10 protein-coding genes are annotated in these 16815 nt (G+C 73.4%); 7 read left to right on the plus strand and 3 right to left on the minus strand.

Annotated features, from left to right (window positions below; genetic code table 11):
• Nucleotides 1-484: 484 nt before the first annotated feature.
• The gene (locus ACZ303_RS08365) at nucleotides 485-1039 is read right to left on the minus strand and encodes a hypothetical protein (protein ID WP_467336389.1); all 555 of its coding nucleotides are present in this window, start codon (nucleotides 1037-1039) and stop codon (nucleotides 485-487) included.
• 381 nt (nucleotides 1040-1420) lie between these two features.
• Between ACZ303_RS08365 and ACZ303_RS08370 the strand changes: the two genes are divergently transcribed.
• Genes ACZ303_RS08370 through ACZ303_RS08385 form a run of 4 tightly spaced genes read left to right on the plus strand, consistent with a single transcriptional unit; the run spans nucleotide 1421 to nucleotide 9159 of the window.
• A complete protein-coding gene (locus ACZ303_RS08370; protein WP_467336391.1) occupies nucleotides 1421-3148 on the plus strand; it encodes a S1 family peptidase in 1728 nt (575 codons plus the stop codon).
• Nucleotides 3145-5424 (plus strand): tetratricopeptide repeat protein, encoded by a 2280-nt coding sequence (locus ACZ303_RS08375; RefSeq protein WP_467336393.1) that lies wholly within the window; start codon nucleotides 3145-3147, stop codon nucleotides 5422-5424. The genes ACZ303_RS08370 and ACZ303_RS08375 overlap by 4 nt, the downstream gene beginning before the upstream one ends.
• A 13-nt stretch (nucleotides 5425-5437) precedes the next feature.
• Nucleotides 5438-6931 (plus strand): VWA domain-containing protein, encoded by a 1494-nt coding sequence (locus tag ACZ303_RS08380; protein ID WP_467336395.1) that lies wholly within the window; start codon nucleotides 5438-5440, stop codon nucleotides 6929-6931.
• Nucleotides 6928-9159 carry a hypothetical protein gene (locus tag ACZ303_RS08385; protein ID WP_467336397.1) on the plus strand — a complete coding sequence of 744 codons (2232 nt, stop codon included), beginning with the start codon at nucleotides 6928-6930 and terminating at the stop codon, nucleotides 9157-9159. The genes ACZ303_RS08380 and ACZ303_RS08385 overlap by 4 nt, the downstream gene beginning before the upstream one ends.
• 12 nt (nucleotides 9160-9171) lie before the next feature.
• Here the strand turns inward: ACZ303_RS08385 and ACZ303_RS08390 are convergent, their stop codons facing one another.
• Together ACZ303_RS08390 and ACZ303_RS08395 are read right to left on the minus strand one after the other, a co-directional pair.
• Nucleotides 9172-11043 (minus strand): MFS transporter, encoded by a 1872-nt coding sequence (locus tag ACZ303_RS08390; protein ID WP_467336399.1) that lies wholly within the window; start codon nucleotides 11041-11043, stop codon nucleotides 9172-9174.
• Nucleotides 11044-11248: 205 nt separating this feature from the next.
• On the minus strand, nucleotides 11249-14095 hold the full coding sequence (locus ACZ303_RS08395; protein ID WP_467336401.1) for a D-alanyl-D-alanine carboxypeptidase family protein: 2847 nt from the start codon (nucleotides 14093-14095) through the stop codon (nucleotides 11249-11251).
• Nucleotides 14096-14355: 260 nt separating this feature from the next.
• Here ACZ303_RS08395 and ACZ303_RS08400 point away from each other — a divergent pair, with 260 nt between their 5' ends.
• From ACZ303_RS08400 to ACZ303_RS08410, 3 genes are all read left to right on the plus strand, one after another.
• Nucleotides 14356-15132 (plus strand): GOLPH3/VPS74 family protein, encoded by a 777-nt coding sequence (locus ACZ303_RS08400; protein WP_467336402.1) that lies wholly within the window; start codon nucleotides 14356-14358, stop codon nucleotides 15130-15132.
• A 411-nt stretch (nucleotides 15133-15543) separates the two neighbouring features.
• The gene (locus ACZ303_RS08405; RefSeq protein ID WP_467336697.1) at nucleotides 15544-16401 is read left to right on the plus strand and encodes a helix-turn-helix domain-containing protein; all 858 of its coding nucleotides are present in this window, start codon (nucleotides 15544-15546) and stop codon (nucleotides 16399-16401) included.
• 196 nt (nucleotides 16402-16597) lie between these two features.
• Complete coding sequence (locus ACZ303_RS08410; protein WP_467336404.1) at nucleotides 16598-16801, plus strand: DUF397 domain-containing protein; 204 nt, start codon at nucleotides 16598-16600, stop codon at nucleotides 16799-16801.
• The last annotated feature ends 14 nt before the right edge of the window (nucleotides 16802-16815 follow it).

The raw sequence follows: 16815 nt of genomic DNA on the forward strand, positions 1-16815 counted from the left end.
ACCCGGCGGGCCCGCGGGTGGGGGCCCGGGCCCCGGGGGTTGGTGTGTCGGGCTGCTTCGCTTTACGCCCGACACACCACCCCCTCCGGCCCGCCCCCTCCTGCCAGTGGGTTGTTCCTGGTCCGGTGACCGGAGTCCGCAGCTCTCCCCTGCCGCCTGCCGCCCCCTTCCGCCAGTGGGCGGTTCCTCCTCCGGCCCCCAGGGTGGCCCCCCTGCCGTTTCCGGTCGTTCTCCGCCGGGGGGCCGGTTCCGCTCCGGTGCGTCCTCACCTCGTACGGAAACCCGCCCCCGCGCCGCCTCCGCCGCCCGGGTCCTCAGGGCCTCTCTCCGGCGGGCGTCGCGTCTGCGCCGGGAAGCGCCCCGCTCGCGGGAACCTCGGCCGCCCTGCCTCTGCGACATTCGCTCTCCTCCACCGCCCCCGGCCCCCGGACGCTCGCGCGTGCGGGGACCGGGGAAGGAGCCTGCCGGACCGGGGCGCTCGCCGTCAGGCCCGGTCGCCGTCGCCGCGGCGGCGCAGGAACCACGTGCCGCCCACGGCCGCCGTGGCCAGGACCGCCGCGCCGGCCACGATCTCCGTCATGCCCGTGTCGTCGGCGGTGGAGCCGACACCGGTCTTCATGCCGCCGGAGGGAGCCCCGGCGGAGGGGGCGCCGCCGGAGGGAGCCGCGCTGGAACCGCCGCCGCCCTTGGTCGTGACGACCAGGTCGCCCGTGGCCTCCTTGCCGCTCTTGCACCTGACGCCGACGCCGTACGTGCCCGGCTTGGCCTTGTCCGGGACGCTGAACTGGCCGACGGCACCGTCCTTGTCGGTGCCCGCCCTGAGCTCGAACGAGGCCGGACCGCCGACCGCGCTGGCGTCGCCCGTGGCCGCGCCCTCGGAGCCGCACGCGGCGGTGTTCACCGTGACCATCGCGCCGGGCTGCGCGGGGTTCGGGGACACCTCCGCCTTTCCGAAGTCCCCGGCGAGCGCGGGGGCGGTCGCCAGCCCGAGGGCGGCTATGGTCAGGGCGGTCCCGGTGAGCACTCGTGCTGTACGCATGCTTGTTCCTCCGTGAGCGCGGACGCGGCACACCGATGTGCCATGAAGGAGTGGGGGATTCCGCGCTCCTACAAGCCGAGCGAACCCGCGTTCCCACGCCCCCGCACCCCGACGCATCGGCGAAACCCCCCGCCCGGCGCCGCGCGCCGAACTCATCGGACGGCGTAACACCAGGTCACGCCAGGTGATCGCATGGTCACGGATATGAACGGATCCGGGTGGTCGCGATCACGGCGAATGGGTGACCCGCGCCCGCGACGCCCTCGCCGCCCGACCTCTCCCGCACCATGCCGCACAGTGGCCACTAACCACCACACAGAACGGTGACCCGGGGGTCACAAGGGGTCACTTCCGGGGACTCCGCGCGTATGCTCTGCGCCCATGGGGGAGGACAACGACGTCCCCGTCAACGACCAAGAGTTCGAAGAGACTTGGCGGGTTCGTATTTCCACGTCCGGCGGGGACGTTCTCGGCGCCGGAATTCTGCTGGGTGTCGACACCGTGCTGACCTGCGCCCACGTCATTCCCTGGGACGGCGGCCCGGAGCCGGCCGGGGAGGTGCTGGCCGAGCTGGTCGGGGTGGCCGGGGCGACGCCCGTACGGGCCAGGGTGGCCGACGGCTGCTGGGTGCCCGAGCAGGCCGACTCCCGGGGCGACGTGGCGCTGCTGAAGCTCGCCGAGCCGCAGCACGCCCGGCACGCCGCGCCCCTGCACCGGATGGCGCCCACGCCGGGGCGCGAGGTGTGGATGTGCGGGCACCCCAAGGGCCTGCGCGACGGCGTCTATTTCCGGGCCACGCTCGACGGGCCGTGCGGGCCGCGCGGCGAGTGGGTGCAGATGTCGCCGAGGACGCCCGCGGAGACCGTGCGGCCCGGGTTCAGCGGGGCCGCCGTCACCGACACCGAGACCCACCGGGTGCTGGGCATGGTCGTCAGCCGCTACGACGACCGCACCGCGGACGCGCCCACCGGCCAGCGGCTGCACCTGTCGTACATGATCCCGATCGAGACCGTCGTCCGGCACCTGCCGCGCATCGACGAGCACGTGGGCGGCCGGCGCGGCAACGACCTGCCCTCCGTGCCGCGCACGGCCCGGCGCGATGAGGACTTCGCCCGCTGGCTGGCCGGCTGGTTCCGGGCGGGGCCCGGCACCCGGGACGTCGAGGCGATCGTCATCAAGAAGGGCGAGGCGGCCCGCGCCGCGACCCTCAGCCGGGCCGTCGCCCTCGCCGACCGCGAGGTGTCGGCGGACATCGAGGGCGGCCTCGGCGCGGCGCCCGCGTCCCCGTACGACGCCCCGGACACCGTGCCGCCCATCGGCAGCGTCGACCTGGCCCTCGACGTCTCGGGCACGACCGTCGCCGTGGTCGCCGAGCGGGTCGCCGACCGGCTCGGGATGCACGCGTGCGGCGGCCGCGCGCTGAGCCGCATAGGCAGAGCCCGCTCGGTGCCGCTGACCGTCGTCGCGGAGGGCGTCGACTACGCCGAGGACCCGGTCGCGCTCGTCGAGTTCGCCGATCTGCTCGCCGCCCGGGGCGCACGCCTGCTCCTCGTCTTCCGCAACCACGAATCGCAGAGCCTGGAGCTGGCGCTGAGGATGTCCGACCCGAGCAAGGACGAGATCACCGCCCGCCTCGACCGGGTGCGCGACCGCATCGAGCACATCGCCCGCCGCGAGCGCGTCGCCCACGACCGGGCCGCGCTGATCGCGCCCGTCCGGCCCGTACCGCAGGAGGCGGCCGGGCTGCGGCTGGGCCTGACCGAGCTGCGCTGCGACCCGGAGCCGGCCGGCAGACGGTTCCTGCCCCGGCTCGCGGCCTTCGAGAGCGCCGTGGAGTCGGGGCTGCTGAAGGTGGAGGAGGCGATCGCGCGGGCCGAGGCCGGCATCGCCCGCCGCGATGAACTGCGCGGCCGCCTGGAGGCGTTCTTCGCGCTGCTCGCCGCCCGCAGCCAGGAGGAGGGCCGGGCCGCCGCACAGCTCTACCGGGCCGCGCACAACCTCCTCTACCAGGCACCCTGCGAGCTCGCCGAGGCCACCCGGGCCGTGGAGCGGTTCGCCGACGCCGTACGCCGTCATACGCACCGTCCGCGAGGAGACGACCGGCCATGACAGCGCGCGCCGACTGCGAACGCCCCGACTGCCGGGGCTGCTCCACCGACGGCACCGGCTTCTGCCGCGTCACCGGCCGCGCCCTCGCCGCGCCCACGGCACTCGCCGGCGGCCCGGCCGAGAGCGCGCCCACCGCGGGCACCCGGCGCCGGATCGCCACGGACAGCCTGTTCACCGTCGCCCCGGCGGGCGACGGCCTGCTCGACCTGCCCGTCGTCGGCACCCCCTCCCCCGACGACCTGGTCGTCATCGACTGGCACGTCCCCGAAGGCGGCCGGATCTGCGGGTGGCAGGGCTGCACCAGCATCGTCGGCCGCGCCTACGCCGGGCAGCCCGCCCTCATCCAGGGCTACTGCCCCCGCTGCGGCCACCGCTTCGACTTCACCCCGAAGCTCGCCCCCGGCGAACTGGTCGGCGAGCAGTACCGCGTGGTGGGCCGCATCGCCAACGGCGGCCTCGGCTGGGTCTACCTCGCCGAGGACATCCAGCTCCAGCGCTGCGTCGCCCTCAAGGGCCTCATCCAGGACGACTCCGGGAGCCTGCGCGAGGAGCGGGACCACCTCACCCGCCTCGACCACCCGGGCATCGTCCGCATCATCAATTACGTGACCCACCCGGGCCGCGACAGGGCCGAGGGCGACGGCCCGACGGAATACATCGTCATGGAGTTCGTCAACGGCATGTCGCTCTCGCAGGTCCGCGACCGCATCAGCCGCAACGAGGGCCCCTTCGGCGGCGACCGGGTCTTCGAGTACGTCCTCGTCTACGGCTGCCACATCCTCGACGCCCTCGACCACCTCCACCGCGACGGCCGGCTCTACTGCGACCTCAAGCCCAACAACGTGATGCACCACGGGAACCGCGTGAAGCTCATCGACCTCGGCGGCGTCCACAGGATCGGCAATCCCCTCGTCTCGATCCAGGGCGCGCCCCGCTTCATGGCACCCGAGATCGGCGACCCCGCCCTGCCCGATCACGGCCTCTCCGAGCGCTCGGACCTCTACAGCGTCGGCATGACCCTCAAGGTCCTCTCCGACGAGGCCGAAACGCTCCCCCCGGGGCTGGGCGTCGATTCCTATACCCGGGCCATCACGCGCGCCCTGCACCCCGAGCGGGGCGCCCGGTTCGCCGGCGCGCGCGACATGGCCGAGCAACTGCGCGGCGTGCTCCGGGAGATCCGGGCGCTGCGCACCGGTCAGGAGCTCCCCGAGCCCTCCACGCTGTTCGCCCCCACCGCCGCCCTGCTGGACGCCTCGCTCGGGCGCGTACCGCCGCTGGAGCGCTGGCTGTCCGGCGCGCGGCGCCCGCTGCTCGACAGCGGACTGCCCGCCCCCGAGCGGGTGCCGCCGGCCCTGCCCGTGCCCTACCCCGACCCGGACGACCCCGCCGCGGCCCTCCTCACCCAGCCCACGACCAGCGGCCCCCGCCGCGTCGTCCAGCAGCTGTACGCCTCCGGCATCCCCTCCGTGGAGATCGCCCTGCGGCAGTGCCGCGCCCATCTGGAGCTGGGCGAACTCGACGCCGCCGACGAGCGCCTGACGGCGGCGCGGGCCGCCCTGGACCCGGCGGCGGCCCCGTACGACTGGCGGCTCCACTGGCACCGCGGGCTGCTGGGCCTGGCCCGCCGCGACACCGACGCCGCCGAGCGCGAGTTCGACCGGGTCTACAGCGACCTGCCCGGGGAGTACGCGCCGAAGCTCGCCCTCGGCTACTGCGCCGAGCACCGCGGCGACCCGGGCTCCGCCGAGCGCTTCTACCAGGCCGTGTGGCAGCGCAACCGGTCGCAGGGCAGCGCCGCCTTCGGCCTCGCCCGGCTGCGGCTCGCCGACGGCGACCGCCGGGGCGCCGTCGACCTGCTCAGCGAGGTGCCGAAGGTCTCCCGGCACCACGACGCGGCGCGCACCGCCTGCGTGCGGATCCTCGCCGGGCGACTCTGCGCCGACCAGGGGCGCGGCCTGCCGGACCTGACGGACCTCACCGAGGCCCTCACCCGGCTGCCCCGGCTCTACCTCGACGAGGGCCACCGCACCGGGCCGGCCCGCGACCGGCTGGAGGCCGAGCTCCTCGATGTCGCCCTGGACTGGATTTCGGCGGACACCACGCCCGCCGGCGAGCGGGGCGACCGCGCGCTCTTCGGCACGGACGACGAGGAGTTCACCATCCGCGGCCGGCTCGAACAGAAGCTGCGCGGCCTCGCCCGGCAGGCCGGCACCCCGGCCGGGCTCGGGACCCTGGTCGACCTGGCCAACCGCGTCCGCCCCAAGACCCGCTTCTGACCAGGGGGAGCAGATGAACCGAGCGAACGGCACCACCGGGGGCCCCGACAGGGCCCCGGGGCCCACCGTCACCACCCAGCTGGGCCAGAACAAATACCTGCCCGCGGGCAGGGGCACGGCGCCCGCCCACGCCGTCCTCACCGTCGAGGCCGAGGGGCTGGGCCGGCTCGCCGCGCGCGCCGACTGCGCCGAGGTCGTCGTCATCGACTGCTCCGGCTCGATGAGCTGGCCCAGCACCAAGATCGCGGCGGCCCGGCGGGCGGCCGCGGCGGCCATCGGGGCGCTGCGCGACGGCACCCGCTTCGCGCTCGTCGAGGGCACCGACCAGGCGCGCGTCGTCTATCCGCCGGACGGGCGGATGGCGGTCGCCGGACCGGACTCCAAGGCCGACGCCGCCCATGCCGCGGCGCGCCTCGTCGGCGCCGGCGGCACCGCCATCGCCGCCTGGCTCACCTGCGCCCTCGACCTCCTCACCACGCAGGACGCCCCCATCCGGCACGCCCTGCTGCTGACCGACGGCCGCAACGAACACGACCGGCCCGGCGAGCTGGAGCGCGTGCTGGCCGCCTGCGCCGGCCGGTTCACCTGCGACGCGCGGGGCCTCGGTGACCAGTGGGCCGCCACCGAGCTGCGCGAGATCGCCCAGCAGCTGCACGGCGTCGCGGACGCGGTCGAGGACGACAGCGACCTGGAGGCGGAGTTCCGCACGATGATGACGAGCGCCATGGCCAAGGCGCTGCCCGACATACGGATCCGCGTCAGGCTCCGCGAGGGCGGCGACCTGAACTTCTTCAAGCAGGTCTTCCCCACCGAGCTGGACCTCACCCCGGAGGGCGTCCGCACCGACGACCTCACCTGGGAGTTCCCGACCGGGGCCTGGGGCGACGAGACCCGCGAGTTCCATCTGTGCGTCACCGCCGACCCGGACGGCGACCCGCGCGGCGAGGACCTCCAGGTGGCCCTGGTCTCCCTCGTCGCGGGCCCCGCCGAGGGCGCGGCGCCGCTCACCCTGCCGGCCCCCGGCTCCATGCTGATCCACTGGACCGACGATCTCGCCCTGTCCACCCGCGTCCATCCGCGCGTCGCCCACTACGGCGGCTACGCCGACCTCGGCCGCGCCATCACCGCCGGCTGCGAGGCGTACGAGCGCGGGGACCGCGAGACCGCGCGGACCCAGTGGGGGCGGGCGGTGCGGCTGGCCCACGAGCTGGGCGACGAGAAGGTGCTGCGCCGGATGGGCCGGCTGGTGCACGTCGACGACCGGGCGCGGGGCGAGGTGCGGCTCCGTGACGGGCTCGCGCCCGGCGACCTCAACTCCGCCTGGGTGACGGCCGACCACAGCACCCAGTGGACCGCGCCCCCGGAGCCGGAGCGGCGGGTCGTACCGCCGCCGCGCGAGGAGACGAGCCGGACGTGCCCGCGGTGCCGACGCCTGGCGGCCATGACCGACAGGCACTGCACCGGGTGCGGTCTCTCCTTCGCGCCACCCCAGGGAAACCCCGCATGAACCACGCCGCCGCCACCCGCCCGTATCTCATACGCCGCCTGGCCGTCCTGCTGACGGCCACGGCCCTGGCCTGCGGCGCGCTGCTGGCCGCCTACTACGGCGTCAGCCGCAACGCCGGTGCGGTGGACGGCCGGACGGCGCCCGCGATGGCGCAGATCGCGGGGGCGCGGACGGCGCTCCTGGATTCGTACGAGGAGGCCCGCCGGAACCTCGACGGCGGCACCGCCCAGGTCGAGGGGCCGGGCGAGAAGTACCGCGCCGACCTCGACGCCGCCGGGCAGAGCCTGGAGAAGGCCGCCCAGAGCGTGGTCGCCCGGGGCGACGGGAAGGAGACCCTGCGCACCGCGACCGGGCTGGTCTCCTCCTACGACTTCCTCGTCCAGCAGGCCGCCCGCAACGCCGGGCCGCCGCCGGGCGGCGACACCGACCTGCGGGACTCCTATCTGGGCTACGCGCAGCGGACGCTGACCCGCCCGGACGGCGGCATCGTGCCCCTCCTCGACACGGTCCAGAGCCGCCAGCGCGCCGTGCTGAACGGCCAGGCGTCCTTCGGCCCCCTGCTGTGGCTCGCCTGGGCGACGGCCTACGCGTTCTGCGCGGCGCTGGTGTGGCTGCTCCTCGACACCCAGCGCTCGCTGCGCCGCCGGTTCCGGCGCCGGTTCAACCCGTCCCTGGCCGCGGCGACCGCGCTGACGGCCGGGGTGGTGCCGCTGACCTGGTTCGGCGTCTTCATCCAGGACGGGCTGGGCTCGGCGGCCGGCCGGCTGCGGACCTCACGGATCACCAAGGAGACGCTGACGGGGGTGCGGGACACCCTGGCCGACACGCACTGGCGGGCCGGGGCCACCGCCTGGATCCCCCTGGTGGGCCTCGTCATCGCCGCGCTGATCGTCATCGGGCTCCAGCCGCGCGTGGAGGAGTACCGCTTCGAGAAGGCCCTGCGGAGCCCGGCCCCGCGCCCGCGCACCCACCAGATCACCGTGGCCCTCCTCGCCCTGTGGGCGCTGCTGTTCTGCTCCGTCGGCCATGGCGACCAGCGCGGCGAGGACCAGGGCAGCGTCACCGTCCTCGCCCCGTGGACCGGCGACGAGGGCAAGCGGTTCCGCAGGGTGCTGGGCCGCTTCAGCCGGGAGAAGCACATCACTGTCTCCTACCAGGGCACCACGTCCCTGCGCGATGTGCTCATCTCCCGGGTGAACGCCGGTGCCGCGCCCGACATCGCGATCCTCCCCAGCGTCGGCGAGGCCGCCGAATACATCGCCGACAAACAGCTCCAGCCGCTCGACGAGGTGCTCCCCCGGGCCACCCTCGCCTCCTTCGGACCGCCGTGGACGCCCGCCGAGGGCCCGGTCCACGCCGTCCCCGTCAAGGTCGACCTCAAGAGCATCGTGTGGTTCGACGCGGGCCGCCCGCCGGGGCCGGCCACGCTCGCCGCACAGGGCGGGCAGTGGTGCGCGGGCATGGGCGGGGACGCGACGTCCGGCTGGCCGGGCACCGACTGGGTCGAGGACATCCTGCTCCAGCAGACCGGCGACACCCTCTACACGGCCTGGGCGCGGGGGGACCTGGCCTGGTCCTCGCCGGAGGTCCGCAGCGCGTGGCGCCACTTCGGCCGGACGATCGGGTCCGGCTCCGCCCGCTCCGCGCTCCGGCAGGACTTCACGGAGGGCCCCTTCCCGCCCGGCAAGGGCAAGCGGCCCGCCTGCACCCTCCAGCACCAGGGCTCGTTCATCCGCGCCACCTACCGGGAGGGCTCCCGCGCCGGCTTCGCCCTCTCCCGCGACGTGCTCCCCGGCCTCGACGGCAGGTCCAGCGCCCGCGAGGTCTCCGCCGACTTCGCCACGCTCTTCGGCAAGAGCTCCGAGGCGAAGGAGCTGATGCGCTACCTCGCCGAGGAGGCCCAGGACGAATGGGCCGAGCCCGACCCCGACGGCCCCCGGGACAACCCCCTGCGCCCCTTCTTCGCCAACCCCAGGAACGCACCGCCCTCGGGCGAGAAGCTCAACGCCCGCCTCGACAAGGAGCTCCACGACGGGGCGCGCCTGTGCCTCGACGCCTCGGACCTGATGCCGCTGCGGATGCGCTCCGCCTTCCAGCACGGCGTGCTGGACTACCTCAGCGCCCCGAACGACGCCCACCTCGAAAAGGTGCTGGGCTACCTCGACGACGTGCGGAACCAGCTCAGGACCAAGGGCCAGTACCCCGCGCCCCGGTCCGTCTGCGGCTGAGCCCCGCGCCGGCTAGCGCAGCAGCTCCTCCGGGCACCCCGTCCCCCGGGGCAGCTTGTACTTCGCGGCGATGCGGTACGTACCGGCGTGCGGCGCGTGCAGCATCGTCCAGTCGTCCTCCGGCTGGCCGCCGCGGGCCTCCTGGACCTGCTTGGACAGGCAGCCGTTGACGTTGACCGGCGGCTCGCCGTGGGGGCCGGTCCGCGGGGCCTGGACGTCCTTGCCGGACTTGTCGAGCAGGCCGAGCCAGGGCGAGTACGGGATGCGGATCAGGACCGGCCCGGCCTCCTTGACGGTGATCGTCAGCTCGTCGGCGACGGCCCGCTCCACGACCGCCGGCGGGTCGGCGAGCGGGGTCGGCGCGTCGACCCCGTAGACCTTCCAGTTGGCGTCGGACCAGACCTCGCGCAGATACGGCTGCCCCTTGGCGACGAGCCTGGCCTCGCCCCTGGCGGCGGGGTCCGGCTCGCCGACCGGCAGCACCACGTAGTGCACCGCCCAGCGGTCGAGCCAGGCGCGGTAGCTGGCGGGGGTGAGCAGGTCGGGGTCGTAGAAGAGGGGGTTGCGCTCGCGGTCGGCCTGCCGGTTCCAGCCGCGCGCGAGGTTGAAGTACGGGGCGAGGGCCGACGCCTCGCGGTGGCTGCGCGCGGGCACGACCTCGACGCGGCCGCGCCCGGCGTCCACCCGCTGGAGCCGGTCGACCACCGGGGCCAGTTCACGGGCCCAGGACGCGGCGGGCGTGGTGTGCCGGATGTCGCCGATGGCGATGGACGCCTGCCAGATGGTGAGGGTCAGCAGGGCGAGGACGAGCGCGGTCCAGTTCCGGGCGGAGCGCAGCAGCTCGGCGCAGGGCGGCACCTTCCGCTCGGTGAGGACGGCGACGAGCACGACCCCGCCGAAGATCATGCCGAGCCGGGAGATGTTCGTGCCGATCTGCGAGGGGATCAGCCAGACCAGCAGCACGCCCAGCGTGTAGAGGATCGACGCGGTCCGGACGGTGCGCCACTCCTTGGGCACGAAGACCACGCCGAAGACGCCGCTGAGCAGCGGCAGGATCACCGACGCGATGAACATCGGCTGCTGGCCGGAGAAGGGGAACATCCACGCCGACAGCGCCACCACCGCGACCGGCGGCAGCCCCAGGGTGTACGCCGCCGGGCGGCGCTTGCCCAGCCACAGCGCGGCCGCCACGATGCCCACGTACAGGCCCGCGACCGGGCTCGACGCCGTCGCCAGCGCGGCCATCACCCCGCCGAGGGCGGCCCGCCCCCAGCGGTAGCGGCCCTCGGTGCGCCAGCGCGTCGGCCAGGCGAAGATCGTGGCCACGGCCGCCAGGCCGAACATCGTGCCGAGCCCGAACGTCACCCGCCCGGAGATCGCGTTGCCGGTCAGGGCGAGGGCACCGTAGAGCGCGGGCCACAGCGGGCGCCGCACGGCGCGGCTGCGCACCAGCAGCAGGGCGACCAGCCCGGCCGAGACCGGGCCCGCGATCATCATGGTGGGACGGACGCCCAGCAGGGCCATCAGATAGGGCGAGATCGCGCTGTACGAGACGGGGTGCATCCCGCCGTACCACGACATGTTGTACGCCGAGGTGGGGTGCTGGAGCGCGAACTCCGCCCAGGCGTCCTGGGCGGCGAGGTCCCCGCCGCTGTTGGCGAACACGAACACCCACAGCACGTGCAGCACGGCGGCGATGGACAGCGTCGTCAGGACGGGCCTGCGCGCGAGCGCGCGGCCGGCGTTCCGCAGCCGCGCGCGCGGACCGGTCCCGCCGGTCCCCTGCTCTCCGGCCACTGCCCGTATCCGGGAGGAGGGCGCGCCCTCGCTCCGCTCGCCCGGCTCCTCCGGCTTCCCGGCCCGAGCCGGCCCTACGGTGGTCACTGCGGTTCTCCCCGTCTTCCCCCGAGGTCTGCCCCCATCTTCACGCTGTCCCAAAACCTTCCGGCACCGGCACGGCGAATGGGCCATACCCAAACCCTCGCGACGCTAGCACGCTTGCGCGGCCCCGCCGGAACCGCGAAACGGCCCCCCGCCCGTACGTACTCGTACGGGCCAGGGACCGCCTCTCGCGGCCTTCGCGGCCGCCTCAGCCGATGCGCGTCAGCTTGGCACCGAACGACGGCTCGGCCAGCGGCTTCTGGAGCGCCACCGGCACCGTCATCGCGCCGGTGCCGCTGCCCACGGTCAGCTCACCGATCTCCGTGCCCGCCTTCGCGGTGTGCGGCAGCGTCTTCTTGGCGCCCTTGCCGATGGTCAGCTTCGCGGTCATGCCGGGCCAGCCGGCGCCGGTCAGGTCGCGCGTGGCGACGACCGGGGTCCTGCCGCCCAGGCCGTCCTCGACGTAGCCGACGACCTCGCCCTTCTTGACGATCTTCACGGAGGTCAGGGAGTCCTGCACCGCCTTGATCATCTTGTAGCTGACGCTCTTGACCAGCCTCAGGCTCATCTCGGCGTTGACGTCCGGACCGCCCTTGAAGTGCTGGTCCATGGTGACGCCCAGGATCAGCTGCTCCTTGCCGCCGATCGTCCGCTTGGCGGCCCACATCAGGGCGCCACCCGCCGGGGTGCTCGATCCGGTCTTGATGCCCAGCCCACCCGGCTTGAGCAGCAGCTCGTCATTGTTGTTGTTCAGGTGCTGGCCGCCGGCGACGTTGGTGTTGGGCTTGTGCACGATCTCGCGGAAGACCTCGTCCTTCATGACCTCCTCAGCCAGCTTGAGCTGGTCGACGGCCGTGCTCATGGTCGTCTGGTCCAGGCCGCTGGGGTCGGTGTACGTCGTGTTGGTCATGCCCAGCGACTTGGCGGCGTCGTTCATCTTCGCCACGAACGCCTCCTTGGACTGGGCGTCCCAGCGGCCCAGCAGGCGGGCGGCGTTGTTGCCGGAGGGGATGAGCAGCATCTGGAGCAGGTCGTACTCCGAGATCTTCTCGCCCTGCGTCAGGGTCACCTTCGACTCGTCCGCGGCGTGGGAGTCCTGCTCCGCCTGCGCGTCGACCGGGACCTCGGGCCCCGCCTCGCCCTTCTTGAGCGGGTGGTTCTTGAGGATCACGTACGCCGTCATGACCTTGGCGACGCTCGCCGTCGGTACGGGCTTCTCCTCGCCGAACGTCCCCAGGCTGCCGACACCGGCGACCTTGGCCGCGGCCTGGCCCTGGTCGGGCCACGGCATGACGAACTTCTCGCCGCCGAAGGTGTACGTGGCCTTGGCGGAGGCGACCGTGAGCTTCGGGTCGGGCAGCGGGCGGAACGCCTGCACGACGCAGAAGATGATCAGTACGAGCAGGACCAGCGGCGTCCAGATCTTGACCCGGCGCACGGCGGTGCGGACCGGGGTCTCCGGCGGCGGCGGGGTGTTCGTCAGCTGCGCGAGCAGGTCGAGGGGCGCGGCGGGCTCACCCGCGGGTTCGCCCGCGGCGGGCGCCTGCGGGGCGGGCACCTTCGCCTTCGGCGGGGCGGCGGGCGGGGTGACGCTGACCGGTATGGCCGGCTTGGCCGGCCGCTCGGTCTTCGCGCCCACGCCGTCGAGGGCCTTCAGCGGCACGAACTGACTCGTACGCTCCGAGTCCGACTCGGCGGCCCCCTTGCGCTCCGCCGCCTTGGCGGCGGGCACCTCGGGGGCCTTGAGCAGCTCGGTCGGCTGATCGACGGAGTCGCTGCGCTTGGGCTTCCCGCCCTTGGGCTTCCCTGTGTCGGTCCCGCCGGCCTTGGGCTTGCCCGTGCCGGTGTCGCCGACCTTGGGCTTCACGATGCCGAAGACGGCGGTGGGCTGATCACCGGACGCGCGGGCGTCGCCCTTCGCGGGGGCGTCGGCGCCCTTGGCAGGGGCATCGCCATGGTCGGCGCGGGCCTTGCCGTCCTTCGCGGAAGCGTCGGCACCGTCCGCAGCGGGGCGTCCGGCGCCGGAGGCGGCCGATGCACGCTCGGCCGGGGCGTCGCCCTTGGCGGAAGCGTCGCCGTCCTTGGCGGAGGCATCGCCACTGCTAGCAGCAGGCCGCACCGTGCGGAAGACGGCGGTGGCGCGGTCGGCGGGGACGTCGCCGTCCTTCGCGGACGCGTCGCCACCCTCCGAAGCCGGGCGGGCAGCGCCAGAGGCAGGCGTCGCACGGTCGGCCGGAGCCTTGCCGTCCTTCGCGGGAGCGTCGCCACCGTCCGCAGCGGAACGTGCGGCACGGTCGGCCAGGGCGTCGCCGTCCTTCACGGACGCGTCGCCACCCTCCGAAGCCGGGCGCGCAGCGCCACGGGCGGCGGAGCCGGAACCGTTCACGGCGCTCTTCGTACCGGCGTCACCGGAACCGGAGCCCTTGTCGGCCTTCACGGCGCCGAAGACGGCGGTCGCACGGTCCGCCGACGGCTTCGCGGGAGCCTCGGCGGAGTCGCCGGCGTCGGAGTCCGAACCGGAATCCTCTCCGGCCTTCTCGCCCTTCGGGTGCGCCGTCGCGTCAGCGGAAACGGAATCCTTGTCGGCGGCACCGGGCCGCGCCGAGCCGAGAACGGACGTCGCGCGGTCGGCGGAGCCGGAACCGGCTCGCTCGGCCTTCGGCCGCGTGGAGCCGAGGACGGCCGTCGCACGGTCCCCCGACGGCTTCGCGGGAGCCTCGTCGGAGCCCGAAGCGGAACCCTCGGTGGAGCCGGGGTCCGGCTCGTCCGAGCCGGCCACCCACGCGGCGACGGCCGCCTTCAGGCGGGCGTCGCGCGGCGGGGAGGCCGCCTCTGCCGCGCCCGAAGAATCCGCGGCACCCGCGGAGCGCTTTGCATCCGCATCCGTATTCGACGCCTTCTCCGCGTCCTTACCGGAACGGGAATCCGTCGTCTCGCCCGCACCCTGGGACTTACCGGATTCCCGGAAAACCCCAAGCCTCGGGTCGCGCTCGCCGCCAGTCGTCTCCCCCGACGACTTCCGCTGCTTCGACTTGTCGGGGGACTCGCCCGCCACCGATGCCTCCTCGAATTCCCACGCCATACGCCGCCGCGGGGCAAACCCACGCCCCGTGGCCCGAACCTTCAACGCCTACCAGTGTCCTGTGTCGCGGTCGCGCCACCGCGCAACCGCACCGTCAGTGGGGTTCGACTGGCCTCACCCTCGTGCAAGACGAGACGACATACCTACCGGTTCCCACCCGAAGCCACCACGCACTCTCGACAGACCAATGTGAGAGGGGTCACCCTGTCACTCATCCACGCGGGGAGGCATGGATGGGCAGGAGCCGCAGAACAATTCCGGAGGAGCTTCTGCTGCTCGCCTTGGACCCGGCCACGGGAACCACGGCGCAGCCGCAGTCGCTCGACCTGGGTCTTGCCGGGGCACAGCTAGTGGAGCTGGCTCTGGCTGGACGGATAGCCCCAGACGGGGATCGTATCGCCGTGGTGATGCCACGGCCGACAGGAGATCCGACACTGGACTCCGCGTTGGAGCTGCTGCGTCGTCGCGGCAGTCCCGTACGCGCCGTCCACTGGATCGGCGGGCCCCGGCTGGGGCTGCGTCAGACGTATCTCACGCACCTGGAGCGGTGCGGCATGGTCAGTGCCGTGGCGGGCCAGATGTGCGGGGTATTGCCGACGACCCGCTATCAGGCGACGGACACCGCGATCAGCCGGGAGATCAGGGCCCGGCTGGACAGCGCGATCCGCACCGGCGTGCCGCCGGACCCGCGGACCGCGGCGCTGGCCGCGCTGGCGCACGCGGTGGGCCTCGGCAAGCATCTCTACCCGGGCAACGAGGGGCGGTCCTCCCGCTCCAGGCTCCGGGATCTCATCAGGCACGACCCGATGGGCGGACTCGTGGCCCACGCGGTGATGGATGTGCAGAACGGCGCCGCCGCCCAGCCCCGCCGAGCCCCGGCACCCGCCGGCAACGGCAACGGCTCGGGCCGCCGCACGCCGCCCGTACGGGCCGCGGTAGGGGCCTCCAGGGCCGCAGCGCAGTCCGTGGCGCACGGGACGGCCGTCATGGCCCGTGCCGGCGCCTCGTGAACCGGTCCCCCAGCCGGTGAACCGTTAAAGCCGCCGGGCGCCCGTAACCGCGCTTCGCAGTCCCGGCGCGGCCACAGCGCCGGCGGTTCCGCACCACCCTCAACACCAGAGCACGCCGCACGGAACAGCACACCCTCAGCACCCTCACAGCACACGGCAGCTCCAGCAGACCGCACCGCGAATCCCCGGCCGGTTCGGGAGCCGCGACAACGCGCGGGGTGGTGGACCGCCCGCCCGGGATGGCGGAACGGTCCTCCGCCCCGCGCACACGTGTCCGGCGAATCAGGATCACCGCACGTCACGCGTCACCGCGAGCGGACTCTGTGTCGGCATTTTCCAGCGCCGCCCCGGCCAGTGGTGGCAGGCTGCGAGGTCAGGAGACAGAGCATGACGGAGCCGGAGGTGCGTCCCGTGGCGTCCAGTGTCAACCCCACCGTCAGGCGGCGCCGATTGGGGCAGGAGCTGCGCAAGCTCCGCGAACTCAAGGGCATGACCGCCGAAGAGGTGGCCGAGCGGCTACTGGTCTCGCAGTCGAAGATCAGTCGGTTGGAGAACGGCCGTCGCAGCATCAGCCAGCGCGACGTCCGCGACCTGTGCGGGGTGTACGGGGTCGAGGACCACCGCATCGTCGATTCGCTGATGCAGATGGCGAAGGAGTCGCGTCAGCAGGGCTGGTGGCACGCCTTCGGCGACATCCCGTACAGCGTCTACATCGGCCTGGAGACCGACGCCGCCTCGCTGCGGGTGTACGAGGCGTCGCTCGTGCCGGGCCTGCTGCAGACCCCGAACTACGCGAGCGCGGTGACGGAGGGCTCCTGGCCGGAGGCCACCGCCGCCGACATCGAGCGCCGCGTGCAGGTGCGGATGCGGCGGCAGGAACGAATCACCGACCCGGAGAACCCGCTGCGCCTGTGGGCGGTCATCGACGAGTCGGCGCTGCGGCGCATCGTCGGCAGTCGGGCGATCATGCGCGAGCAGATGCGCCGGCTGGTGCAGTTCAGCCTGGAGCCGCACATCACCGTGCAGGTACTGCCGTACGACGTGGGCGCGCACCCGGGGATGTACGGCAAGTTCTCCATCCTGGAGTTCACCGATCCGCAGGACGCCAGCACGGTCTATCTGGAGGGCATCACCAGCGACCTTTATCTGGAGAAGCCCAACGATGTCCAGACGTACAGCGTGATGTACGAGCATCTGCGGATGCAGGCGTTGAACGCCGAGCACTCGCGGCAGTTCATCGACAGGGTCGCGGAGGAGTGGGCGGCCTGAAAGGGCCGCACGGTACACCTGCTGCCACCCAACGGGGAAGCACCTTCCGGTATATGCCATCCGGTCGAGTGAACAGGCCATTCATCAAGTGATGTTGACGCGTAACGTCGGTCGTACCTCGGGAAACCGGCGCTTCGACCGGCGTTCTGATGAAGGCAATACTCACCAAAGCACTACCAAGGCAACGGGAGCAATCATGGCCATCCAGCAGGGAAACACCACGTGGCGGAAGTCCTCGTACTCGCTGGCCAACGGCGACTGCGTGGAGGTCGCTTCTCCTCTCCCCCGATCCATTGCGGTTCGTGACTCCAAGGACCCCCAGGGCCCCGTTCTGGGCTTCACCCCGGATGCGTGGACCGCGTTCGTGACGACCGTTACCGCTGGCGCCCACGACCTCTGACGGATCCGGCCGAT

This window comes from Streptomyces sp. NPDC023527 (assembly GCF_055560115.1).